This is a genomic window from Bradyrhizobium sp. (assembly GCF_049691595.1).
Lineage (GTDB): Bacteria > Pseudomonadota > Alphaproteobacteria > Rhizobiales > Xanthobacteraceae > Bradyrhizobium.
The window spans coordinates 1-25,372 of the sequence record NZ_JBAVNZ010000296.1 but is presented as its reverse complement, the minus strand read 5'-3'; the positions used below and the strand labels follow the sequence as shown (position 1 = coordinate 25,372).

18 protein-coding genes are annotated in these 25,372 nt (G+C 65.7%); 12 read left to right on the top strand and 6 right to left on the bottom strand.

What is annotated here, in order from left to right; translation table 11 throughout:
• Positions 1 to 1,577: gamma-glutamyltransferase (ggt, locus tag WCE35_RS13350; RefSeq protein ID WP_424593820.1), on the bottom strand; the 1,577-nt coding region annotated here is incomplete at its 3' end.
• A gap of 27 nt (positions 1,578 to 1,604) precedes the next feature.
• On the bottom strand, positions 1,605 to 2,510 hold the full coding sequence (gene mutM / locus WCE35_RS13345; protein WP_424593822.1) for a bifunctional DNA-formamidopyrimidine glycosylase/DNA-(apurinic or apyrimidinic site) lyase: 906 nt from the start codon (positions 2,508 to 2,510) through the stop codon (positions 1,605 to 1,607).
• A gap of 82 nt (positions 2,511 to 2,592) precedes the next feature.
• Between mutM and ubiE the strand changes: the two genes are divergently transcribed.
• From ubiE to trxA, 12 genes are all read left to right on the top strand, one after another.
• A complete protein-coding gene (gene ubiE, locus WCE35_RS13340) occupies positions 2,593 to 3,354 on the top strand; it encodes a bifunctional demethylmenaquinone methyltransferase/2-methoxy-6-polyprenyl-1,4-benzoquinol methylase UbiE (protein WP_424593819.1) in 762 nt (253 codons plus the stop codon).
• Positions 3,351 to 4,925, top strand: a complete 1,575-nt coding sequence (gene ubiB / locus WCE35_RS13335) for a 2-polyprenylphenol 6-hydroxylase (protein WP_424593821.1) — start codon at positions 3,351 to 3,353, stop codon at positions 4,923 to 4,925. The genes ubiE and ubiB overlap by 4 nt, the downstream gene beginning before the upstream one ends.
• A 55-nt stretch (positions 4,926 to 4,980) precedes the next feature.
• Complete coding sequence (gene coaBC / locus WCE35_RS13330) at positions 4,981 to 6,423, top strand: bifunctional phosphopantothenoylcysteine decarboxylase/phosphopantothenate--cysteine ligase CoaBC (RefSeq protein WP_424593818.1); 1,443 nt, start codon at positions 4,981 to 4,983, stop codon at positions 6,421 to 6,423.
• On the top strand, positions 6,420 to 6,878 hold the full coding sequence (gene dut, locus WCE35_RS13325) for a dUTP diphosphatase (protein ID WP_424593817.1): 459 nt from the start codon (positions 6,420 to 6,422) through the stop codon (positions 6,876 to 6,878). The genes coaBC and dut overlap by 4 nt, the downstream gene beginning before the upstream one ends.
• A gap of 91 nt (positions 6,879 to 6,969) precedes the next feature.
• The gene (locus WCE35_RS13320) at positions 6,970 to 7,647 is read left to right on the top strand and encodes a cupin domain-containing protein (RefSeq protein WP_424593816.1); all 678 of its coding nucleotides are present in this window, start codon (positions 6,970 to 6,972) and stop codon (positions 7,645 to 7,647) included.
• A gap of 241 nt (positions 7,648 to 7,888) precedes the next feature.
• A complete protein-coding gene (locus tag WCE35_RS13315) occupies positions 7,889 to 10,408 on the top strand; it encodes a PAS-domain containing protein (protein WP_424593815.1) in 2,520 nt (839 codons plus the stop codon).
• Positions 10,405 to 11,928: a tRNA (adenosine(37)-N6)-threonylcarbamoyltransferase complex ATPase subunit type 1 TsaE gene (gene tsaE / locus WCE35_RS13310; protein WP_424593814.1), complete on the top strand. Its 1,524-nt coding sequence runs from the start codon at positions 10,405 to 10,407 to the stop codon at positions 11,926 to 11,928. Before WCE35_RS13315 ends, tsaE begins: the two co-directional genes overlap by 4 nt.
• 88 nt (positions 11,929 to 12,016) lie before the next feature.
• Complete coding sequence (locus tag WCE35_RS13305; RefSeq protein WP_424593813.1) at positions 12,017 to 12,337, top strand: PilZ domain-containing protein; 321 nt, start codon at positions 12,017 to 12,019, stop codon at positions 12,335 to 12,337.
• A gap of 126 nt (positions 12,338 to 12,463) precedes the next feature.
• Positions 12,464 to 13,186, top strand: coding sequence for a nucleotidyltransferase family protein (locus tag WCE35_RS13300; RefSeq protein ID WP_424593812.1), 723 nt, complete (start codon positions 12,464 to 12,466; stop codon positions 13,184 to 13,186).
• Between the two features lie 74 nt (positions 13,187 to 13,260).
• Positions 13,261 to 16,452 carry a double-strand break repair protein AddB gene (gene addB, locus WCE35_RS13295; protein WP_424593811.1) on the top strand — a complete coding sequence of 1,064 codons (3,192 nt, stop codon included), beginning with the start codon at positions 13,261 to 13,263 and terminating at the stop codon, positions 16,450 to 16,452.
• Positions 16,446 to 19,970, top strand: a complete 3,525-nt coding sequence (gene addA, locus WCE35_RS13290; RefSeq protein WP_424593810.1) for a double-strand break repair helicase AddA — start codon at positions 16,446 to 16,448, stop codon at positions 19,968 to 19,970. Before addB ends, addA begins: the two co-directional genes overlap by 7 nt.
• Before the next feature lie 70 nt (positions 19,971 to 20,040).
• On the top strand, positions 20,041 to 20,361 hold the full coding sequence (gene trxA, locus WCE35_RS13285; protein ID WP_027538091.1) for a thioredoxin: 321 nt from the start codon (positions 20,041 to 20,043) through the stop codon (positions 20,359 to 20,361).
• Positions 20,362 to 20,562: 201 nt separating this feature from the next.
• Here the strand turns inward: trxA and WCE35_RS13280 are convergent, their stop codons facing one another.
• From WCE35_RS13280 to trpB, 4 genes are all read right to left on the bottom strand, one after another.
• Entirely contained in the window at positions 20,563 to 21,906 is a 1,344-nt protein-coding gene (locus WCE35_RS13280; RefSeq protein WP_424593809.1) for a bifunctional folylpolyglutamate synthase/dihydrofolate synthase, read from the bottom strand.
• Positions 21,903 to 22,844 carry an acetyl-CoA carboxylase, carboxyltransferase subunit beta gene (gene accD / locus WCE35_RS13275; RefSeq protein WP_424593808.1) on the bottom strand — a complete coding sequence of 314 codons (942 nt, stop codon included), beginning with the start codon at positions 22,842 to 22,844 and terminating at the stop codon, positions 21,903 to 21,905. The genes WCE35_RS13280 and accD overlap by 4 nt, the downstream gene beginning before the upstream one ends.
• A 108-nt stretch (positions 22,845 to 22,952) precedes the next feature.
• Positions 22,953 to 23,789, bottom strand: a complete 837-nt coding sequence (gene trpA, locus WCE35_RS13270; RefSeq protein WP_424593807.1) for a tryptophan synthase subunit alpha — start codon at positions 23,787 to 23,789, stop codon at positions 22,953 to 22,955.
• A gap of 238 nt (positions 23,790 to 24,027) precedes the next feature.
• A complete protein-coding gene (trpB, locus tag WCE35_RS13265) occupies positions 24,028 to 25,248 on the bottom strand; it encodes a tryptophan synthase subunit beta (protein ID WP_424593806.1) in 1,221 nt (406 codons plus the stop codon).
• Positions 25,249 to 25,372: the final 124 nt, after the last annotated feature.

The window sequence follows — 25,372 nt, the reverse complement described above, 5'->3', positions numbered from 1 at the left end:
TCATGGAACTGGATCGCGTTCATGCCACCGGCCACCGGCGGCACCGCGAGCACCTGATGGCCCAGCGCGGTGAGAGCTGCACGAACGTGTTCCGGCACAGCGGGTTCCACCTCCAGCGCGTTGCCCTCGGTCCAGACCCTGGGCGCCTCGACCGCCTCCTGCAGGCTCATGCCGTGGTCGATCAGGTTGAGCAGCGCCTGCATTGCGCTTGGAAAGATTCGTTTTCCTCCGGGCAGGCCCAGCGCATAGACAAGCTTGCCGTCGCGCAGCGCCATGACAGGCGACATCGAGGTGGTGACGCGCTTGCCCGGCGCCAGCGATAGCGCGTGGCCAGGCCGGGGATCGTACAGGTTCATGTAGTTGTTCGGCACCGTGCCGAGACCGGGAATCAGGATCCTCGCGCCAAACAGGTTGTTGATGGTCTGTGTGGTCGCAACCACATTGCCCATCGCGTCCGCCGCCGTCATGTGCGTGGTATGCGCGCTTTCGAGCTGTTTTACGCCCGCACCCCATTGCTGCGCCCGGTTTGGATCGATCGCGCGGCGGCGCTCCTCGGCGTAGGCCTTCGAGGTCAGCCGTTCCACCGGCACCTTGATGAAGTCGGGGTCGCCGCTGGCAGCCGCGCGGTCGGCAAAGGCGATCTTCAGGACTTCGGCGAGATAGTGGACGGTCGCCGCGGTGCCGAACCCGAGTTTGCCGATCTCGAAGCCTTCAAGGATATTGAGCATCTGCGCGATGCACAGCCCCGACGCCGCGGGCGGCGGCGGCCCGAGGATGGCCCAACCGCGATAGTCGGCCCTGATCGGCGACCGTTCGACGGTCTTGTAGGTCGCAAGATCTTCGCGGGCGATGAAGCCGCCATTGGCTTTCATGTAGTCGACGAGGATGTCGCCGAGCGGCCCGCGATACAGCGCCGCCTCGCCGTGCTGCGAAATATATCTGAGCGTCTCGGCATATTCGGCCTGCACCACGCGCTCGCCGGCTTTCACCGGCGTCCCGTTCGGCAGATAGATCGCCGAGATCGCCTTGTCCTTCAACATGGCCTCGGCGCCGTCGGTGATGCATTCATGCAAATACGGCGTCGCCGCATAGCCGCGCGAGGCGTGCGTGATCGCAGGCTGCATGACATCGGCGAGGCTCATGGTGCCGAACCGTTGCAGCGTCTCGCACCAGGCCTTGAGCGAGCCGGGTGTCGCGACCGCCTTCGGGCCGTTGAGGTTTTCATCATCGACCGTGTCGAACACGTCATGCGCCGAGCCCGGCTTCGGTTTGTAAGTGTCGGGCCTGACGGCGAGCGGCACCGTGCTCTGGCCATCGATGAAGCGATGGCTGCCGTCGGCGAGCCTGATATGCGCCATGCCGCCACCGATGATGCCGACCATCATCGGCTCGACCACCGTCAGCGCGAACAGGGTTGCGATCGCGGCATCGATGGCGTTGCCGCCGGCGGCCAGCATCTCGACGCCCGCCGCCGACGCCAGCGGATGATTGCTGACCACCATGCCGCGGCTTGAGCAAGCCGGCTGTTTCAAACATTCGAAGGACGTAGCTGCGCGATCTCGCCAGTTACCGGTCATGGCCTTGCTGCTCCCGATTCGTTCTCGTTATTTCTGACATTTCGGACACCAGAAGGTTGAGCGTCCGTTCTGGGTGAAGCGGCGCACGATGCCGCCGCATCCGGCGGTCCGGCATTTCTGGCCTTCGCGGTCATAGACGGCGAACGAGTGCTGGAAATAGCCGAGTTCGCCTGAGGTCTGGCGATGATCCCGCAGCGAGGAGCCGCCGGCCTTGATCGCCTGGTTCAGCACGGCGTGGATCGCATCCACCAGACGTCTGGCGTGATCGGTCGGCTCGCCCCCGGCAACGCCCTTGCGTTGTCCGGGTTTGGTAGCGAGCGTGGCTGCGGGCCGGCGCGGCGACAGATGCGCGCGAAACAGCGCTTCGCAGACATAGATATTGCCGAGGCCCGCGACCACGCGCTGGTCGAGCAGCGCTGCCTTCAGGCTGGTCTTCTTGCCGGCGCAGGAATTCGCCAGCATCGCCGCATCGAATTCATTGCCGAGCGGCTCCGGGCCGAGCCCCTTCAATAGCGGTTCGTTCTCCAGCGCGCTGCGGGCGATGATTTTCATGTAGCCGAAGCGCCGCGGGTCGTTGAAGACCACCACCGCTCCCGAAGACATGTGAAACACCACGTGGTCATGCGCGCGGTCTTCGCTGCGCTTGTGGTGAAACTGGCCCGGCGCCGCGACGTCATCGTCCCTGCGAACGCGGAACGAACCCGACATGCCCAGATGCATCAGCAGCACGTCGCCCGAGGTGAGGTCCGCCATCAGATATTTGGCGCGGCGGCCGAGGCCGGTCACGGTCTGGCCCTCGAGCCGCTTGATGAAGTCTTTTTGAAAGGGAAACCGCAGATCTTTGCGGCGGGCTTCCACCTTGACGATCTGGGACCCCTCCATGGCGGGCTGCAGGCCGCGGCGGACGGTCTCGACTTCGGGCAATTCGGGCATCGGAACGTCATTCACCTTGAGGGGCTGACGTGATAGCGCCATTGCGGCGGGCGCGCTATGGTCCGGCGGCGGAGTAAAGTTGATGGATCGGCCGGACCAGACCACGCATTTTGGCTTCAGGGACGTTGCCCTGGACGACAAGCAGACGCTGGTGAACGAGGTGTTTCACAGCGTGGCGCGGCGCTACGACCTGATGAACGACCTGATGTCGGTGGGCCTGCACCGGGTCTGGAAAGACATCATGATATCGGCGCTGAATCCGCCGAAAAGCGATGCACCGTTTGCGCTGCTCGACGTTGCCGGCGGCACCGGCGATATCGCGTTCCGCGCGGCAAAAGCGGCCGGTCCCGGCTTCCACGCCACCGTCTGCGATATCAACATCGACATGCTCGATGTCGGCCGCAGCCGCGCCGCCGCCCGTCATCTCGACGCGCAGGTTTGCTTCGTCGAAGGCAATGCCGAGGCGCTGGCTTTTCCCGATCGCGCCTTTGACGCCTACACCATCGCATTCGGCATCCGCAACGTGCCGCGGATCAATCTGGCGCTGCGCGAAGCCTATCGGGTGCTGAGACCCGGCAGCCGGTTTCTCTGCCTGGAATTCTCCACCGTCGACATGCCCGGGCTTGACCGGCTCTACGATCTGTTCTCGTTCAAGGTGATCCCGCCGCTCGGCCGCGTCGTGACCGGCGATGCCGATTCCTATCAATACCTCGTCGAATCGATCCGGAAATTTCCGAGGCCCAGCGCCTTTGCCGAAATGATCGGCGCCGCCGGCTTTTCGCGGGTCAAATGGCAAAGCCTCTCCGGCGGCATCGTGGCGCTGCATTCGGGCTGGCGTTTGTGATTTCGGCACTGACCCACATCGCGCGGCTGGCCCGCGCGGCTTTCGTGTTCGCGCGCGAGGGCGTATTCGGCGCCATCGATCCAAGCCTGGTGCCGCCGCCCGGTCAGCTTGCGCTCCGGCTCGCCCGGCTGATCGAGCGGCCCGGCGCAAAATCCGGACCGCGGCTGTCGCGCGCGCTGACGCGGCTCGGACCCGCCTATCTCAAGCTCGGACAGTTTCTGGCCACCCGGCCCGACGTGGTCGGCGTCATGATCGCGCGCGATCTGGAAAGCCTGCAGGACCGGCTGCCGCCGTTTTCGCAAGCCGAAGCCGAAGCCGTGATCGCACAATCGCTGGAACGCCCTGTGGCGCAGGCCTTTGCCAGCCTGGGACCGGCGGTGGCCGCGGCTTCGATCGCGCAGGTGCATCGCGGCGAGGTCGAGCGCGACGGCCTGCGCCAGGCGGTCGCCGTCAAGGTGCTCCGGCCCCATGTCGCCGCGCGATTTCGCCGCGACCTTTCCGATTTCTTCTTCGTCGCGCACAACGCCGAGGCCCATTCGGCCGAGGCACGGCGGCTGCGGCTGATCGAGGTCATCAATACGATGTCGCGCTCGGTCGCGATGGAGATGGATCTGCGGCTGGAAGCGGCTGCGCTGTCCGAGATGGCGGAGAACACGCGGGGCGATCCGGATTTTCGCGTGCCGGCCGTCGACTGGGATCGCACCACCCACAACGTGCTGACGATGCAGTGGATCGATGGCATCGCGCTGAGCGACCATGCGCGGCTTGCGCAGTCTGAGGTCGATCTGCCCGAACTCGGCCGCAAGGTGATCCAGAGCTTTCTGCGCCATGCGCTGCGCGACGGCTTCTTCCACGCCGACATGCACCCCGGAAATCTGTTCCTTGACGACGCCGGCCGGCTGGTGGCCGTTGACTTCGGTATCATGGGCCGGCTCGGCCTGAAGGAGCGGCGCTTCCTCGCCGAAATCCTGCTCGGCTTCATCACCCGCGACTATCGCCGCGTCGCCGAGGTGCATTTCGAGGCCGGCTATGTGCCCGGCCATCATTCGGTTGAGAATTTTGCGCAGGCCATCCGCGCCATCGGCGAGCCGATCCACAACCGCACCGCCGAGGAAATCTCCATGGCGAAGCTCCTGACCTTGCTGCTCGAGGTCACCGGCCTGTTCGACATGCAGACCCGCCCCGAATTGATCCTGCTGCAAAAGACCATGGTGGTGGTCGAGGGCGTGGCGCGCGGCTTCGATCCAAAACTCGACATCTGGAAGGTTGCCGATCCCGTGGTGCGCGAATGGATCGAGCGCAATCTCGGCCCGGTGGGACGTATTCAGGGAGCGATGTCCGGCGCGGGGGAACTCGGCCGGGTGCTGGCAAGCCTCCCGGCCATTGCCTCGCGCGCGGTTGCCGTGCTGGAACATCTGGAGAGGATGACGCGGGAGGGCGTCACGCTGTCGCCGGAGACAATCGCAGCGATGGGCCGGTCCGAGGGCCGCAAGAGCCGCTGGCGCACCATCGCGCTCTGGATCATCGCCGCCACCTTTATCGGCATATTGATCGCCATCCGCCAGATGTGATAGCAATGAAATCATTCTATGATAGCATTGCAGTCAAATTTCCGACGAGCGCGCCATGGCCAGCCTGACTATCCGGAAGCTCGACGAAGGGATCAAAGCCTATCTGCGGCTTCGCTCCGCCAAGAATGGACGCTCGGTCGAGGAAGAGGTCCGGGTGATCCTGCGCGAATATACCGAGGGCCGCCCGGAGCCTGCGGCCACTGCTCCAAAATTGCCCTTTGCGGAGGCTCCGACACAGGCGCCGCGCCGCGCCAGCACCGCCGGCCAGAGCCGCGTCACCCTGATCATCGGCGGCGGCATCGCTGCCTACAAGGCACTGGACCTGATCCGGCGGCTGAAGGAGCGGCAGGTCGATGTCCGCTGCGTGCTGACCAGGGCGGCGCAGCAGTTCGTCACGCCGCTTTCGGCAAGCGCGCTGTCGCATGAACGCGTCCATACCGACCTGTTCGACGCCGAGAGCGAGTTCGACGCCGGCCATATCCGGCTGGCGCGCGAATGCGACCTGATCGTGGTGGCGCCGGCGACGGCGGACCTGATGGCGAAGATGGCGCAAGGCCATGCCGACGATCTCGCCTCCGCCATTCTGCTCGCGGCCAACCGCCCGATCCTGCTGGCGCCGGCGATGAACCCCCTGATGTGGAATAACGCCGCGACCCGGCGCAATGTCGCGCAGCTCCAGCGTGACGGCGTCGCCATGATCGGCCCCAATGCCGGCGAGATGGCGGAAGCGAACGAGGCCGGCATCGGGCGCATGGCGGAGCCGCTGGAAATCGCCGCGGCTGCCGAACGAATCCTGCGCCCGCCGCGCCCGCGCCCACTGGCCGGCAAGCGCGTGCTGATCACCGCCGGTCCCACGCATGAGCCGATCGACCCCGTGCGCTACATCGCCAACCGTTCCTCGGGCAAGCAAGGCTATGCCATCGCCGCGGCGGCGCAGGCCGCGGGCGCGGATGTCACGCTGATCTCGGGCCCGGTCGATCTGCGCGATCCCGCCGGCGTGAGGGTGACGCGCGTGGAATCCGCGCGCGACATGCTGCGCCAGGTGGAAGCCGCGTTGCCCGCGGATATCGCGATCTTTGCCGCCGCCGTCGCCGACTGGCGCGTCGCCGATGAAGGCGTGCAGAAGCTGAAGAAAACCTCCGCCGGCATGCCGCCGCTGCAGCTCGTCGAAAATCCCGACATCCTGGCGACGATTTCACGGTTGAAAGACAAGCGCCCGCCGCTGGTGATCGGCTTCGCCGCCGAGACCGAGCATCTGATCGAGAACGCCAAGGCCAAGATCGCGCGCAAGGGCTGCGACTGGATCGTTGCCAACGACGTCTCGCCTGCAACCGGCGTCATGGGCGGCGACCGCAACACCGTCCATCTGCTGACGCGCGCCGGCGCGGACATCGATGTCGACAACATCAAAGTGGATTCCTGGCCGGTGATGACCAAGGAGGAGGTCGCCGGCGAATTGGTGGCGCGGATCGCAAAGGCCGTGGAGAAGGTTTCGTGAGCGCGACCGTCAGGGTCGATATCCGCCAATTGCCGCACGGCGAGGGCCTGGCGCTACCCGCCTATCAGACTGCCGATGCCGCGGGCCTTGATCTGCTCGCCGCGGTGCCCCTGGAAACGCCGTTGGTCCTGTTGCCCGGCAAATATGCGATGGTGCCGACTGGCCTCACCATCGCGCTGCCGCCAGGCTTTGAGGCCCAGGTGCGGCCGCGCTCGGGCCTTGCTGCCAAACACGGCGTCACCGTCCTGAATTCGCCGGGCACGATCGATGCGGATTATCGCGGCGAGATCAATGTGCTCTTGATCAACCACGGCGAAGCGCCGTTTCCGGTCCGGCGCGGCGAGCGCATCGCGCAGATGGTGATCGCGCCGGTCGCACGGGCGCAACTCATGCCGGCGACTTCGCTTTCGACGACCGATCGCGGCGGCGGCGGTTTCGGCTCGACCGGGCAATAGGCCCAACGGGCCTCCGTCCGACCCTTCCGAGAAAGCCTTGTTTTGTCGCGCTTATGTCCCCACCTGTCTGGCGATTTCAGGGAGACGCCAAATGTCGAACGAACGCGTCAATGACGATTTCTCGAAACGGATCGTGATTGCCACCGACGACATGCCATGGATACCGTCGCCGCAGGCCGGCGTCGATCGCCGCCTGCTCGATCGCATCGGCGGCGAAGTCGCCCGCGCAACCTCCCTGGTCCGCTACGCTCCCGCGAGCAGGTTTCCCGCCCATGAGCATGCGCTCGGCGAAGAATTCCTGGTCCTCGACGGTGTGTTTTCCGACGAGCACGGGGACTATCCTGCTGGCACCTATGTCCGCAACCCGCCGCGCAGCCACCACGCGCCGCGGACGGCGCCGGGATGCACCATTCTGGTCAAGTTGCGCCAGATGAAGCCGACCGAATCGCAGCGGATCGTCATCGAAACGGCAAGCGCCGCGTGGAAAGCCGGAGAGACCCAAGGTCTTGCGCGGCTGCCACTGCATTTTGCCCCTGATACCGGGGAAAGCGTGGCGCTCGAGCGGCTGCAGGCGGGGACGCATCAGGCCGGGGTGGACTGTCCGGGAGGCGAAGAGATATTCATCTTGTCCGGCGACCTCCATGACGAACACGGAAACTACGGCGCCGGGACATGGATCAGAAACCCCGCCGGATTCCGGCGCAGTCTGGGATCAGAGGGCGGAGCGACATATTGGGCGAAGCGAGGCCATCTGCGCCCGACGTCGTGACAAGGAAACCGGGGACGAGGCGGTCGCTCAATCTGAGCGCAGAAATCGCTGAAGAGATCCCCGCGTCTCGGGGCGCCTCGGGGCTGTCGGCGATCGATAACCCGCTCATTTTTTGACCGTACGATTCACGTTCACGGTCTGGACTCTTACCCACCGAGTCCGCTTGGGGATATCCTCTCTCGATTCGTGCACGGCGGGGGGGTTAGCGCCGGGCCCGAAGTTGTGCGTTCTGGGGCAAACTATGTCGGGCGTAGTCGCGGCAATGCGTCGAACCCTGCTGTTGTGCACCTCGCTGGCGCGCAACGGCCTGATTGCGTACGCCTCGACGGTGCCGCTGCCCGCTGGATTGGCCAACGCCGCTGATTTGCGCTTCTCGCAAGCGGTTTCGGCCTGGCACGATCTCAATCACCAGGAGTTCGCGGTATTGACGACCGCACTGGCGCTGCTCGGCTTTTCCGTGGTGGCGGCGATCCTGCTGATGCGCACGCGTGTTCGCGCCACCCGAACCGAAGACCGGCTGCGCTCCGACATCGCCGGGTTGCAGGTCCAGGCCGACCGGTTGCGCGCGCTGCTGTTCGCCGAGCCGCAGATCTTGATTTCATGGGCGGCAGGCGACAATCGGCCGCAAATCAGCGGTGACACCGCGCTGCTGATGTCGCAGGACGCCATGCATAACTCGTCCCAGCGCATCCTCGCCTTCGGAACCTGGCTGCCGCCGGAGCCGGCGCTACAGATGGATCATGCCGTCGACGCGCTGCGCGAAGCCGGCGAAGGGTTTTTGCTCAATCTGACCACGTCGAACGGGCGGGCGATCGAGGCCATGGGCCGCGCGATCGGCGGCCAAGCCGTTGTTCGAATTCGCGAACTCGGCGGCGTGCGCCGGGAACTCGCCGAAGCGAATCTCCGCTATCGGACGCTTGCGGAGGAAACCGAGCTGCTGCGCGACTTCGCAGCCGGGGCGCCATGGCCGATCTGGGCCAGGAACATCCAGGGTGACCTGCGCTATGCCAATGCGGCCTATGTGCGAGCCGCCGAGGGCACCAGCGTCGCAGATGCCATCCACCGCAATCTCGAACTGCTCGAAAGCGACCAGCGCACCGAGATGAGCCGGGCGCTCAACGACAATTCCTCATTCGCGGCGCGGCTGCCGATCGTGGTCGGCGGCGAACGGCGCATCTATGACGTGCAGGCGTTAAAGCTTGGCGCCGGCAGCGCCGGCATCGCCATCGACGCCGGCGAGGTATCGGCATTGCGCGCGGCGCTGACGCGGATGGCGGAGGCACACCGGCGTACCCTCGACCAACTGTCCTCCGGTGTCGCGGTGTTCGACGCCGACCGCCGGCTTGCCTTCTACAACGAATCCTATCGCCGGCTATGGGGTCTCGATCAGGCCTTCCTCGACAGCGGGCCGGACGATTCCAGCGTGCTTGACCGGCTTCGCGCCACCCGCAAGCTGCCGGAGCAGCCGGATTTCCGCGCCTGGAAGGCGAAGCTGCACGAAGCCTATCGCGCGGTCGAATCCGAAAACTACACCTGGTTCCTGCCCGATGGCCGTGCGATCAGCGTCGTCACCACGCCCAATCTGGAAGGCGGTGTCATCTACCTGTTCGACAACGTCACCGAAAGCCTCGACATGGCGCGGCGGTTCGACGGCCTGATCCGCGCCCAGCGCGAGACGCTCGACAATCTCAACGAAGCGGTGGCGGTGTTCGGCAGCAACGGCCGCGTACAATTGTTCAACCCGGCTTTCGCCAGAATGTGGAAGCTGTCAGCCGAGGCGCTGCGGGAGCAGCCGCATATCGAGACCGTGGAAGCCTGGTGCCAGCCGCTGTTCGATGATGCGCCGACCTGGCGGAGGCTGCGCGAGGCGATTACCGCGATCGAGAACCGGGTTCAGGTGGCGCTGAAGCTCGAGCGCCGGGACGGCAGCGTGCTTGATTGCACCACCATGCCGCTGCCCGACGGCGCCACCATGCTGACGTTCCAGGACATCACCGATACCGAGAATGTCGAACGCGCGCTGCGCGAGCGCAACGAGGCGCTCGAGGCCGCCGACCAGATGAAGGTCGATTTCGTCCACCACGTGTCCTACGAGCTGCGCGCGCCGCTCACCACCATCATCGGCTTTGCGCACTTCCTGAGCGACCCTGCCACCGGGCCGCTGACGGCAAAGCAGGCGGAATATCTCGACTACGTCACCAAATCGACCAATGCGCTGCTCGCGCTCACCAACAACATTCTCGATCTCGCCACGATCGACGCCGGCGCCATGAAACTCGAGCTGGGCCCGGTCAATATCGGGAAAGCCATCGAAGCCGCCGCCGAAGGCATTCAGGACCGGCTCGCCACCGATCGGATCGCGCTCAAGGTCGATGTCGATCCCGATATCGGCGATTTCACCGGCGACGAGCGCCGCGTGGTGCAGGTGCTTTATAATCTGCTCGCCAACGCCATCGGCTTCTCGCCGCACGATGCCGCGGTCACGATCAGCGCGCGGCGCTCCGAACATCGCGTGACTTTCACCGTCACCGATTCCGGTCCCGGCATCCCGCCCGAAGTCAAGGACAAGGTGTTCGACTGGTTCGAGAGCCATTCCCACGGCTCGCGGCATCGCGGCGCCGGCCTCGGCCTGTCGCTGGTGCGTTCGTTCGTCGAATTGCACGGCGGCAAGGTGCGCGTCGATTCCACGGTAGGCAAGGGCACGATGGTCACATGCGACTTTCCGATCGACCAGAACGTGCGTCGCAACGCCGCAGAATGATGGTCACCACGACATTCTCGGTTGCGCTCACCAATGAGACCGCGACTGCGCATTTGATGGCCGACCTCGCGCTGTTGGTCGGCCCCGCCGATGTCATCACGCTCTCGGGCGATCTCGGCGCCGGCAAGACCGCCGCGGCGCGGGCGATGATCCGCTATCTCGCCGGCGACGATATGCTGGAGGTTCCCAGCCCGACCTTCACGCTGGCGCATACCTACGAACTGCCCTCCTTTCCACTTCTTCACGCCGACCTCTACCGCATCAACGATGCGCGCGAGCTCGAAGAGATCGGGCTGTCGCCCTTGCCGGAAGGTACGCTGGCGCTGATCGAATGGCCGGAGCGCGCGCCGGACGCGATGCCCAACGACCGCATCGACATCGCGTTCAGCCATCGTCCGGCGCTGGGATCCACCGCCCGTGCCGCCGAGATCACCGGTCACGGAAAGGCCGCCGTCCCCGTCGCGCGGCTGAAGGTCCTGCGCCAGTTTCTCGATCGGGCCGGCTATCTGGATGCGAAGCGCCAGCGCATGCCCGGCGATGCGTCGACGCGCTCCTATGCGCGGCTGATCCGCGACGACGCGGCCGTGATCCTGATGAATTCGCCGCGGCGTCCGGACGGGCCGGCGATCTATCATGGTAGATCATACAGCGCGGCGGTCCATCTCGCCGAGGATGTCAAACCATTCGTCGCCATCGATCAGGGCCTGCGCGAGCACGGCTTCTCGGCGCCCTTGATCCATCACGCCGACCTCGATTCGGGATTTCTGATCACCGAGGATTTCGGCAGCGCGGGCGTCATCGAAGGCGATCCGCCGCGGCCGATCGTGGAGCGCTATGAAGCGGCGACCGACATGTTGACGGCACTGCACCGCCAAACACTGCCCGAATCCCTGCCGCTGACGCCACACGTCACCTACGACATCCCGATCTTCGACATCGATGCGTGGCTGGTCGAGATCGGGCTGATGCTCGAATGGTACCTGCCGGACCGCGGCGTCGAACCGGACGACGATCTGCGCGCCGAATTCGTCGCCATGTGGCGCAAGCTGCTGGAGAAGCCGGCCGCGGCGGCGCGGACCTGGGTGATGCGGGATTTTCACTCCCCCAACATCATCTGGCTCGGCGAGCGGTCCGGGACGTCGCGTGTAGGCGTCATCGATTTCCAGGATGCCGTGCTCGGGCCCGCCGCCTATGATCTGGTGTCGCTGCTCCAGGATGCCCGGATCGATGTCCCCGAGCAGCTCGAGCTGAATTTATTGACCCGCTACATCAGGGCGCGGCGCGCGTCCGACGGCAGCTTCGATCCGGTGGACTTCGCCGAGCTCTACGCCATCATGTCGGCGCAGCGGAACACGAGGCTGCTCGGCACCTTTGCGCGGCTGAACCGGCGCGACGGCAAGCCACAATATCTCCGCCACCAGCCCCGGATCTGGACCTATTTGCATCGTTCATTGGCCCACCCGGCGCTGACGGGCTTTCGCGAATGGTATGCGGCCAATGTCCCGCCGCCGGTTGCGTAATTTACGAGTTGTTAGCCGATCATGGCTTAATTTGGCACTGGCCGCGCGCGATGGGCTGAGCGGCCGTCGAGGAAGCGGGAATGGAGCCATGGGCACGGAACGGCGCCGAGGCGGTCGCGTCACATTCGAGCGCGGCATCGCGGCCCACATGATGGGCATCGACGGCACCTGGCGGCGCGACTGCACGATGGAAGACGTCTCCGAGACCGGCGCCAAACTCACGGTCGAAGGTTCCGTCGAAGGTTTGCATCTGAAGGAATTCTTCCTGCTGCTGTCCTCGACGGGACTGGCGTACCGCCGCTGCGAGCTGGTCTGGGTCAATGGCGACCAGATTGGCGTCAACTTCCTGAAGCCGGGCGACAAGAAGAAGGCGGCCAGGCGCGGCCAGGCGCAGTCGGCCGAAGCCTGATTTTTTCCGTCATCGCCGTCGCACAGCCGTCATGTCCGCCGACTATGGCGTCAAGGTCGCTGGATCGGCCGATTCGCCGTGATATGATCCTCGGCCAAGCGACAACCCTTTCGAGAATCTCCTGAAATGCCTGTCACGCCCAGCAAAGCCATGGTCCTCGCCGCCGGTCTCGGCGTGCGCATGCGGCCCTTGACCGACCACATGCCGAAGCCACTGGTGCAGGTGGCGGGCCAGCCGCTGCTCGACCACGTGCTGGACAAGCTCGCCGGGGCCGGCGTCGGCGAAGCCGTGGTCAATGTGCACTATCTGCCCGACCAGATCATCGCACACGTCGCAACCCGTACCCGCCCGCGCGTGATCATCTCCGATGAGCGCGACCAGGTGCTCGGCACCGGCGGCGCCATCGTGAAGGCGCTGCCTTTGCTGGGCCGCGAGCCGTTTTTCCATGTCAATGCCGATACCCTGTGGATCGACGGGGTGCGGCCCAATCTGGCGCGGCTCGCCGAAACCTTTGATCCCGCCCGGATGGATATCCTGCTCTTGATGGCGCCGACCACGAGCAGCATCGGCTATGGCGGCCGCGGCGACTACGCGATGCTGCCGGACGGCGCGCTGCGCAAGCGCAGGGAGCATCAGGTGGTGCCGTTCGTCTATGCGGGCGCTGCGATCATGTCGCCATCGCTGTTTTCGGAAGCACCGGCCGGCGAATTTTCGCTGACAAAAATGTTCGATCGCGCTAACGAGCAGGAACGGCTGTTCGGCCTGCGGCTCGACGGCGTCTGGATGCACGTCGGAACCCCCGAGGCGATTGCGGCGGCGGAAGAGGCTTTTCTCGAGAGCGTCGCCTGACGCGCCGCTTTGCGCGACTCCCTCCCTTGTCTTGCCCATGCCATGATGCAACCTGATCCCGAATCAGGAAGCCCATGCGCGTTTTCAGCGTTCCCGTCTCCTTGCCGTTCCTGCGCACCGTCATCGCCGCGCTGGTCGACGGCCGGCTGGTCGATGGCTTCGAGGCGCGCAGCAACCCTTTGGCCCTGGCGCAAGCGACGCTCTATCTGCCGACCCGGCGTGCCGGGCGGCTGGCACGCGAGATTTTTCTCGATGTGCTGAACGCGGACGCGGCGATCCTGCCGCGCATCGTCGCGCTGGGCGACATCGACGAAGACGAACTGGCCTTCGCCGAAGCGGCGGAACAGGGTAGCGGCGCGGCGCCGCTCGACATCCCGCCAAAGCTCGGAGAACTCGACCGCAGGATGACGCTGGCAACGCTGGTCGCGGCGTGGGCCAAAACGCCGGTCGCCTCCCCGCTCGTCGTCGGCGGGCCGGCGTCGACGCTGGCGCTGGCCGGCGATCTGGCACGGCTGATGGACGACGTGGTCACCCGCGGCGTCGGCTGGGATACGCTCGACAGACTGGTGCCGGACCAGTTCGACCAATATTGGCAGCACTCGCTCAATTTCCTTCGCATCGCCCGCGAGGCATGGCCCAATCATCTGGAGGAAATCGGGAGGATCGAACCGGCGGCGCGGCGCGATCGCCTGATCGAGGCGGAAGCCGCGCGCCTGACCGCGCATCACGAAGGTCCCGTGATCGCGGCGGGTTCGACCGGTTCGATGCCGGCCACCGCGAAATTCCTCGATGCTGTCGCCAAACTTGCGCACGGCGCGGTGGTGCTGCCGGGACTCGATACCGATCTCGACGAGCAATCATGGCAGACGATCGGCGGCGTCAGGGACGCGCAAGGCAGATTCTCCACGCCGCCCGCATCGAACCATCCGCAATATGCGATGCGCGGGCTGCTCGACCGGTTTGGCATCAACCGTGGCGACGTCGAGATCCTCGGCAAACCCGCGCCGCACGGGCGCGACGTGCTGGTTTCCGAGACGATGCGGCCGTCAGGGGCGACCGCACAATGGCATGAGCGGCTGCAGCAGCCCGAAATCGCCGGGAAGATCGCAGCCGGCATGGCAAATCTCGCCGTCGTCGCGGCGCCCAATCCCGAGATGGAGGCGCTCGCGATCGCCGTCGCCATGCGCGAGGCGCGGCATCTCAACAAATCCGCCGCGCTGGTGACGCCGGACCGCGCGCTGGCACGCCGGGTGATGGCGGCGCTCGGCCGCTGGAATCTCGAATTCGACGATTCCGGCGGCGATGCATTGATGGACACACCGGCTGGAGTCTTTGCCCGGCTCGCCGTGGAAGCGGCGGCCAGGGGAATGGAGCCGCCGACACTCCTGGCGCTGCTAAAACATCCGCTGTTTCGGCTCGGTGGCGAGCCGGGCGCGCTGAAGACCGCAATCGAAGTGCTGGAACTGGCGATGCTGCGCGGCACGAGGCCGCAGGCTGGAACGATTGGCCTTGCCCGCGATTTCGAGCGCTTCCGTGGCGAAGTTGCCAAACTGCGGCGCGGCGAAGCGTCATCGCTGCATGCCTCCGAGCCCCGCGCGCGCCTGCGGGACGGCGAACTCGATCAAGCCCAGGCGCTGATCGCAGGATTGCAGCAGGCGCTTTCGCCGCTCGAAAGTCTGGCGTCCTCCAAGCCTTGCGATTTTAAGCCTTCCGATTTTAAGCCTTGCGATTTTAAGCCTTGCGATTTTGCCGAACTGGCGCTCCGCCATCGCGACGCGCTGATCGCATTGTCGTGCGATCAGCACGGCATCGCTGTTGTGTTCGAGGACCGCCCCGGCTCGGCCCTCGCGTCGGCGTTCGACGAACTGCTCGGCGAAGGCAAGCCCAGCGGGCTGATGGTCCGGCTCGCCGATTATCCGGAAGTGTTCCAGACCGCGTTCGCCGACCGCATGGTGCGGCGGCCGGAATCGCCGGGCGCGCATCTCCATATCTATGGCCAGCTCGAGGCGCGCTTGACCGAATCCGATCGCGTCATTCTCGGCGGGCTGGTCGAGGGCGTCTGGCCGCCGGCGCCGCGGACCGATCCATGGCTGAGCCGGCCGATGCGGCATGAACTCGGCCTCGACCTGCCGGAGCGGCGCATCGGCCTCTCCGCGCATGATTTCGCGCAACTGCTCGGCATTGACGACGTGATTCTCACCCACTCGGCGAAAGTCGGCGGCGCGCCTTCGGTGGCTTCGCGTTTCCTGCACCGGCTGGAAGCGGTTGCGGGGGAAGCGCGCTGGAAAACCGCAAAGCTTGCCGGCGAAAAATACGTTCGCTTCGCCGGCGAACTGGACCGGCCCGAAAAGGTCGAACCGATTCCGCAGCCCGCGCCGAGGCCGCCGCGCGCGACGCGGCCGCTAAAACTTTCGGTCACGGCGATCGAGGACTGGCTGCGCGACCCCTATACGATCTATGCCCGATACATCCTGCGGCTCGACCCGCTCGATCCCGTGGACATGCCGCTGTCGGCGGCTGATCGCGGCTCGGCGATCCACGATGCGCTCGGTGAGTTCACGCAAACCTTTGCCGCGACGCTTCCCGACGATCCGGTACGCGTGTTGCGCGGCATCGGCGAAAAATATTTCGCGCCGCTGATGGAGCGGCCGGAAGCCCGCGCGCTGTGGTGGCCGCGATTCCAGCGGATCGCCGGATGGTTCGCGGATTGGGAGCTGGCGCGCCGCGGCCATATCGACGCGATCAAGGCGGAGATCCGGGGCGAAATCCCGATTCCCCTCGACGATGAGCGCACCTTCATCCTCTCGGCCCGCGCCGACCGGATCGAGCGCCGCCATGACGGCAGTTTTGCGATCCTCGATTACAAGACCGGGCAGCCGCCTACCGGCAAGCAGGTGCGGATGGGCCTGTCACCTCAGCTCACGCTGGAGGCCGCGATCCTGCGCGAAGGCGGCTTTGCGGGCATCCCGGCCGAATCGCGGGTTGGCGAACTCGTCTATGTCAGGCTCAGCGGCAACAGTCCTCCGGGCGAACAGCGATCGCTGGAACTCAAGATCAAACAGAACGAGCAGCCGCAGCCGCCCGACCAGGCCGCCGATTACGCGCGGCAAGAGCTTGAGAAGCTGATCCGCAAATTCGAGAACGAGGATCAGCCTTACACGTCCCTGAATCTGTCGATGTGGTCGAACCGCTACGGCGCCTATGACGATCTCGCCCGCATCAAGGAATGGTCGGCGGCCGGCGGCCTGGGGATCGAGGAATGGTGAAAGCGCCCCGCCCCATTCCCGCCGCCGTTCGCGCCACCCAGGCGCGCGCGTCCGACCCCGCCGCCTCGGCCTTCGTGTCGGCCAACGCCGGTTCGGGCAAGACCCATGTGCTGGTGCAGCGGGTGATCCGGCTGCTGCTTGGCGGCGTACCCCCCGAGAAGATTCTCTGCATCACCTTCACCAAGGCCGCCGCCGCCAACATGGCGGAACGGATGTTTTCGACCCTCGGCCATTGGGTCACGCTCGACGACGCGCCGCTCGATGACGCCCTCCGCGAGGCGGGAATCGCGCGCCCCACGCCCGACTTGCGGCAGTCGGCGCGCAAATTGTTCGCCTCCGCGCTGGAAACCCCCGGCGGCCTTAAGGTGCAGACCATCCACGCGCTATGCACACGGCTGCTGCAGCAATTTCCGTTCGAGGCCAATGTGCCGGCGCGGTTTGCCGTGCTCGACGAGCGCGACCAGAACGAGATGATGGAGCGCGCCAATCTCGCGGTGTTGCTGGAAGCCTCCCGCAATCCCGACAGCGCGGCTGGACGCGCCCTGATCCTGGCGATGGCGAGCGCCGCCGACGTCACCTTCAAGGACGTGGTGCGCGAGGCCTGCCTCAGCCGCGATCACTTCATGGCCTGGACGGATGCCGCCGGCAACGCCGATGCCGCGACGGCGGAGATGTCGGCAGCGCTTGGCGTCGACGCGACCGACCGCATCGAAGACGTCGAGCGCGAAATCGTCGATGGTCCGAACCTGCCGAGATCCCGCTGGGAGGAGATCGCGCAAATCCTCGGCGCCAGCAGCAGAGCCGATCAAAAACAGGCAGATCGTCTGCGTGAGGCCCTGGTTTTGACCGGCAGCGCCCAGGTCGATGAATATCTCGACGTCTTCCTCACCGACGATCGCGCCCCACGCGATTCGGTGATGACGAAGAGGTTTTGCCAGAATCATCCGGCCGTCGGACGGCTGTTCGAGGCCGAAATCCACCGTATCGGCCCATTGATCGAGCGGCGCCGTGCAGTGACAACGCGCGACCGCACCGAGGCGCTGCTGCATATCGCGATCGCGGCGGTGGCGAATTATCGGCGCGAGAAGCTGGAGCGCGGCCTGCTCGATTATGATGACCTGATCGACAGGACGCTTGCGATGCTGGACCGCGTCTCCTCCGGCTGGGTGCATTACAAGCTCGACCGCGGCGTCGACCACGTGCTGATCGACGAGGCGCAGGATACCAGCCCCCGGCAATGGGACATCGTCGCCCATCTCATTTCCGAATTCACGTCCGGCGCGGGCGCACGCGACGGCGTGACCCGCACGGTGTTCGCGGTCGGCGACGAAAAACAATCGATATTTTCGTTCCAGGGCGCGGCACCTCACGAATTCGACCTGCGCCGCAGGGAATTGAAGAAGAGGTTCGAGGACGCCGGACTGAAATTCGATCCGGTATCCTTCACCTATTCGTTCCGTTCGGGGCCGGCGATCCTGCGATCGGTCGACCACGTGTTCCGTGACGAGACAATCTATCGCAGCATCCATGCTGTCGAGAATCTATACCCGATCCACCATGCGCTGGAGGACGCCGGGCCAAGCCTGATCGATCTCTGGGAATTGGCCGAAGCGGACGGCAAACAGGACATCGAGGGCTGGCGCGCGCCGTTCGACGGCGTGTCGGCGACGAGCCCGGAAGTGAAACTCGCCAGGCGGATTCAGGCCGAGATCAAGGCGCTGGTCGACAACGGCACCATGACCGGCAGCGCCGGCAACCGCCGTCCGCTGCGCTACGGTGACATGCTGGTGCTGGTGCGGCGGCGCGGCAATGCGTTCGACGCGGTCATTCAGGCTCTGAAGCACGCCAATATCCCGGTGGCCGGCGCCGACCGGCTCAAGCTCACCGAGCACATCGCGATCATCGACCTGATGAACCTCGCGGACGCGCTGCTGCTGCCGCAGGACGATCTGGCGCTCGCGGTGGCGCTGAAGAGCCCGCTGTTCGGCCTCACGGACGACGATCTGTTTCGGCTCGCCTGGCAGCGAAAGGGGTCGCTGCGCGAGGCGCTCACCGCTGGCGCCGCCACCGACCACCGTTGTAAGGATGCCCACCAGCGTCTCGAACAATGCGGGCGCCGTTTTATCAGCGATACGCCGTTCGCGTTCTATGCCTGGTTGCTCGGCGGCGACGGTGGCCGGGCGCGGATCCTGAAGCGGCTCGGGCATGAAGCCACCGACGCGCTCGACGAATTTCTGGAACTGGCGCTGAATTACGAGCGCAAGGCGCCGGCCTCGCTGCAGGGATTTGTCGCATGGCTGCGTGCGGCCGACACCGAAGTGAAGCGCGACATGGAAATTTCCCGCGACGAGGTGCGGGTCATGACCGTGCACGGCGCCAAGGGGCTGGAAGCCTCCGTGGTGTTTCTGGCGGATACGACCACCTCGCCGTCGGATACGCATCGCCCCAAACTCATTCATCTGCCGCGGGGCAATGCCGCACCCCATGCGCCAGGCGTCGTGGTCTGGGCCGGCAAAAAAGCCGAGGATCCCGCTGCCGTCGCCGCGGCGCGCGCGGCGATGCTGGGCGAGACCGAGGATGAATACCGCCGCCTGCTCTATGTCGCGATGACCCGCGCGGCCGACCGCCTGATCGTCGGCGGCTGCATGCCCGGCAACATGAGCACGGTGCGCAAATCCTGCTGGTACGACCTGATCGGCAAGGGCCTCGCCAATTCAGGGTTGCAGGTCCAGGAGCTGGAGACGCCCAATGGAAAGGCGAAGCGTTACTCACGGCCGGAAGATGTCGCCGCTTCGCCGGGTGCCGTTGCGTCGATACCGGCTTCGTCAATCGAGCTGCCGCCATGGCTGCGGACACCGGCTTCGCCGGAGACTTCGGCCGGCGATCTCGTGCGTCCGTCCGATCCGGCAGATGACGACGTCCATCGCGTCAAAACCGGCGAGTCCATCACGCTGCGTGCCCGCGCCGTGCAGCGCGGCACGCTGGTGCACCGGCTGCTGCAGTCGCTGCCCGATATCGCAACCGGGCGCCGCCGCGACGCCGCGCTCGGCTATCTCGTCCGCAACGCGGACGGCTGGACCGACGACGAGCGCGAGGGGCTGGCGGAGCGTGTGCTGACCCTGATCGGAAATGCGCGCTTTGCGCCGGTCTTTGCGTCCGGCAGCCGCGCGGAAGTCTCGATCGTCGGGCGGCTGGACCGGCCGGACGGGCCACCGTCGCTGGTTTCCGGACAAATCGACCGGCTGGTGGTGACGCCGGCGGAAATCCTGATCGTCGATTTCAAGACCAACCACGCCCCGCCGCTTCTGCCGGCCGAGGCGCCCCGGAGCTATCTCCGGCAGCTCGCGCTCTACCGGGCGGTGCTGCGGAAACTTTATCCGCGACTGCCGGTCCGCGCCGCGCTGCTGTGGACCGAAACCCCTGAAATGATGGAGATTTCCAACGCCGCCCTGGACAGCGCGCTGGCATCCCATCATCTCGGCGTGAGCGAGCTTGACCCGGCAGGATCGCGTTCATAGGTTTGTTTCCATCATCCCGGCGCGATTCTCTGGCCGCGCCTTTTTTCTTCTAACCGGACGAGGTATTTCCATGGCCGTTGGCAAGGTTTCTGACGCCGATTTCGAGGCCGAAGTGCTCAACGCGACCGGCCCGGTCGTGGTCGATTTCTGGGCCGAATGGTGCGGCCCCTGCCGCATGATCGCGCCCGCGCTCGACGAGATTTCCGGCGCGATGGGCGACAAGGTCAAGATCGTGAAGCTGAACGTCGACGAGAGCCCGAAGACGGCCTCGAAATACGGCGTGATGTCGATCCCGACCCTGATGATCTTCAAGGGCGGCGAGATGGCCTCCCGCCAGGTCGGCGCCGCGCCGAAGCAGAAGCTGCAGCAGTGGATTACGGCTGCCGTCTGATTGGCTTCCAGCGATAGCTGTTTTGAAAGCGGCCGGCAATCGACGGCCGTTTTTTTCTGCTCTGCATTTGGGCGTGCCCCGGACGCAGCGCAGCACGAAGTGGTGCGCTGCTGAGCCGGGGCCCATGCGTCCCTTTCAAAAATGGGTCCCGGCTCTGCGGAGCAACGTTGCACGCCGCGCCGCGTCCGGGACACGCGAGACTTACTTCGGCGGCGTGCCGTTTTCGGCCAGCACGGCGCCTGCAAGATAGAGCGACCCCGTGATCAGGACGCGCGGCGGCACTTCATAGGCGAGGCGCGAAAGCGTTCGCAGCGCGGCCGCGACGCCGGCTGCGATCTCCACGCGCATGCCGAACGCACGCGCGGCATCCGCCAACCGCTCCGGCGGCATGGAATTGTCGCGGCCCGGTATCGGCACCGCCATGATGTGACGCGTCAGTCCGGCGAAATTGGCGAGAAATCCTGCCGCATCCTTGTTCGCCATCATGCCGGCGATGACGACCAGCGGGCGCGACACCCGCTCCTCCAGATCCCCCAGCGCCGCGGCGGCGACGCGCCCGCCCTCGACATTGTGGCCGCCATCGAGCCATATCTCGCCACCCGGCGGTCCCTGCTCGACCAGCGCTCCCGAGGCCAGGCGCTGCATCCGCGCCGGCCATTCGGCATTGATGATGCCGGCTTCGAAAGCTGCCGCGTCGATCCTGAACGTGTCCTGCGCCCGCAATGTCGCGATCGCAAGCCCGGCATTGTCGAACTGATGCCGGCCGAACAGTCTTGGCGCCGCGAGATCCATCAGGCCGCGGTCGTCCTGATAGACCAGCCGACCGCGTTCGACGCCGACATGCCAATGCTGCCCGGCCGCATGCAGCGGCGCGCGCATGCGGCCCGCCTGCGCCTCAATCACGGCCATGGCCTCCGGCGATTGCTCGGCGCAGATCACCGGCGCACCGCGCTTGATGATCGCGGCCTTCTCGCCGGCAATGGCGGTCAGCGTGTCGCCGAGATATTCGGTGTGATCCATGCTGATCGGGGCGATGACGGTTGCAAGCGGCGCCTCAATCACGTTGGTCGAGTCCAGTCGTCCACCGAGGCCGACTTCCAGCAGCGCCACGTCGGCCGGATGTTGCGCGAACAGGCCAAAGGCCGCCGCGGTTTCGATCTCGAAAATCGTGATCGGGGCGCCCTCGTTGGCGCGTTCGCAAAGTTGAAGCATCGCGCGCAGTTCGTCGTCCCCGACCAGCACGCCACCACCGGCACGACCGAGACGAAAACACTCGTTGATGCGCACGAGATATGGCGAGGTAAAGACGTGAACGCGCAGGCCCGCGGCCTCGAGAATCGCACGCAAGTAGGCGATCGTCGAACCCTTGCCATTGGTGCCGGCGACGTGGATCACCGGCGGCAGCCTGCGTTCAGGATGATCCAGTCGCTCCAGCAGCCTGCGGATACGGTCGAGGCTGAGGTCGATCTGGCTCGGGTGCAGCGCCGACAGCCGCAAGATCAATTCACCGAGCGAGGGCTGCGGTCTGGCGGCAGGCGCGTTCACGCGTGGGGCGCGGCCGGCACCGTCGCCGGAGCCGAGACGATCTGGGCCGGCTCGGTGACCTCCGGCGCGGGTTTCGACGCGATTTCCAACGCCGGCGATTTCATCAGCAGGCGGCAGAGCCGCGCCAGCGTCGGCCGCATGTCGTGGCGATGCACCACCATGTCGACCATGCCGTGGTCGCGCAGATATTCGGCGCGCTGGAATCCTTCCGGCAATTTCTCGCGGATGGTCTGTTCGATCACGCGCGCGCCGGCAAAGCCGATCAGTGCGCCGGGCTCGGCGATCTCGACATCGCCCAGCATGGCGTAGGAAGCGGTGACGCCGCCGGTGGTCGGATTGGTCAGCACCACGATATAGGGCTGTTTTGCCTCGCGCAGCATCTGGACACCAACGGTGGTGCGCGGCATCTGCATCAGCGACAGAATGCCTTCCTGCATCCGCGCGCCGCCGGAGGCCGCGAACACGATGAAGGGCGATTTCTTCTCGACCGCGAGTTCGAGCCCGCGCACGATCGCTTCGCCCGCGGCCATCCCCAGCGAGCCGCCCATGAAATCGAAATCCTGCACCGCAATGACGGCGCCGGCGCCTTCGAGCTTGCCGTAACCGACCTTGATCGCGTCATTCAGCCCGGTCTTGGCGCGGGCATCCCTGATGCGGTCGACATATCTGCGCTCGTCGCGGAACCTCAGCGGATCGGCCGTCACGTCGGGGAGCGCGATGTCGTACCAGGTCTCGTTGTCGAAGACTGATTTCAGCCGCGCCACCGCACCCATGCGCATGTGGTAGTTCGAGCCTGGAATCACGAACTGGTTGGCCTCGACGTCCTTGTAGAACACGAGCTGCCCGGAATCCGGGCATTTGATCCACAAATTCTCCGGCGTCTCGCGGCGCAGGATGTTGCGGATTTTTGGCCGGACGACGTTGGTAAGCCAATTCATGTTTCGCTCCGAATCGCGATCGAAACGGCGATCGCGCTCCCTATATGGCGGCTGGAGAAACGCCCGGCAAGCCGCCACTCACGGTCTATCTCGCCGGCAATTGGGGCCCTATTCCGCGGCTTGTCTGGCTCCCCGCACGCCCTGCGCCAGCGAGGCCACCAGATCGGCGACGGCGGTAACGGTCTTGGCGGTCGCGCGGCCCTCGGCATCGAGGCTCGCGCGCAAGGCATCGACCAGCGCGGTGCCGACCACGGCGCCATTGGCATTTTCCGCGATCGCGCGCGCGGCCTCCGGGGTCCGGATGCCGAAGCCGACACAGACCGGCAATTTGGTATGCCGCTTGATGCGGGCAACGGCCTCGCCGACCGCGCTGGAATCGGCGCCGGCGCTGCCGGTGATGCCGGTGATCGAGACGTAGTAGACAAAGCCGGAGGTGTTCGCGAGCACCGCCGGCAGGCGCTTGTCGTCGGTGGTCGGTGTCGCGAGCCGGATGAAATTCAGGCCGGCCTGCATCGCCGGCAGGCACAGCTCGCTGTCTTCCTCCGGCGGCAGGTCGACGATGATCAGCCCGTCGACCCCGGCGGCCTTGGCGTCGCCGAGGAATTGATCGACGCCGTAGATATAGATCGGATTGTAATAGCCCATCAGCACCAGCGGCGTGACGTTGTCGTTGTCGCGGAACGCGCGCACCAGCTCCAGCGTCTTTTTCAGGGTCATGCCGGCCTTGAGCGCGCGCAAGCCCGCCGCCTGGATCGACGGGCCGTCCGCCATCGGATCGGTGAAGGGCATGCCGATCTCGATGATATCGGCGCCGGCCTGCGGCAGCGCCCGGACGATGTCGAGCGAGGTTTTCGGATCGGGATCGCCGGCCATCAGGAAGGTGACGAATGCGGAGCGGCCCTGTCTGGCGAGTTCGGCGAAGCGTGCGTCGATGCGGGTAGTCATGTTGCGGCGTTCGCTGTGCTGTATGTCTTCGTGAAATTCGCGCTCGCGGAGGCACCCCCACCCCAACCCTCCCCCGCAAGCGGGAGAGGGAGCGGATTCTGCCGAGTCGATAGTCTGTCCGAAGCTGCGCAATCATGCGTGCGCGCGCCTAGCGCCGCGGCGGCAGTCGGTCCCCTCTCCCGCTTGCGGGGGAGGGCCAGGGTGGGGGCTCTCCCCCAGGATGCGATGCGAGTGACCATCACTGCTTCTTCCTGCCCTTCAGGATATCGCCGACCTGCGGGACGTCCTTGTCGCCGCGGCCGGAGAGGTTGACCACCATCAGGTGATCACTCGGCCGCTTCGGCGCGAGCTCCATCACCCTGGCGATGGCATGGGCCGGCTCCAGCGCCGGGATGATGCCTTCCAGCCGCGACAGCAGTTGAAACGCCGCCAGCGCCTCGTCGTCGGTCGCGGACAGATAGATCACGCGGCCGGTCTCGTGCAGCCAGGAATGCTCCGGCCCGATCCCCGGATAGTCCAGCCCGGCCGAGATCGAATGCGCGTCCTGGATCTGGCCGTCGTCGTCCATCAGCAGATAGGTGCGGTTGCCGTGCAGCACGCCCGGCCGGCCGCCCGCGATGGAGGCCGCGTGCAGCTGTGTCAGCCCATGGCCCGCGGCTTCGACGCCAAAAATCTCCACGCCGGGGTCATCGAGAAACGGATGAAACAGCCCCATCGCGTTCGAGCCGCCGCCGATGCAGGCGACCAGCGAATCCGGCAGGCGGCCTTCGGCCTCCTGCATCTGCGCGCGCGTCTCGGTGCCGATGATCGACTGGAAGTCGCGCACCATCATCGGATAGGGATGCGGGCCCGCGACCGTGCCGATGCAATAAAACGTATTGTGCACGTTGGTGACCCAGTCACGCAGCGCGTCGTTCATCGCATCTTTCAGCGTGCGCGACCCTGATTGCACCGGGACCACCCTGGCTCCCAGCATTTCCATCCGGATGACATTGGGCTGCTGCCGTTCGACGTCGACCGCGCCCATATAGACGACACACTCAAGCCCGAACCGCGCACACAGGGTGGCGGTCGCCACACCATGCTGGCCGGCGCCGGTCTCGGCGATGATGCGCTTCTTGCCCATGCGGCGCGCGACCATGATCTGGCCGAGCACGTTATTGACCTTGTGCGAGCCGGTGTGATTGAGCTCCTCGCGCTTGAAGTAGATTTTCGCGCCGCCGAGATGCTCGGTGAGGCGCTCGGCGAAATACAGCGGCGACGGCCGGCCGACATAATCCCTGAGGTAGCCGTTCATTTCCGCCTGGAAGGACGGATCGGCCTTGGCGTCGGCATAGGCCTTCTCCAGATCGAGGATCAGCGGCATCAGCGTTTCCGCGACAAAGCGCCCGCCGAAAATGCCGAAATGCCCGCGCTCGTCGGGACCGCCGCGGAATGAATTGGGCAGGTTTGGATTCATCGGACCATCAATTCTTCATATCGTTGAGCGGCGCTGTCTCTGCTCCCTCGCCCCGCGCTCGCGGGGAGAGGGGCTCTTTCCGCGAATCCGGCGATAGATGTGATTGCGGTGACTCCCCCTCACC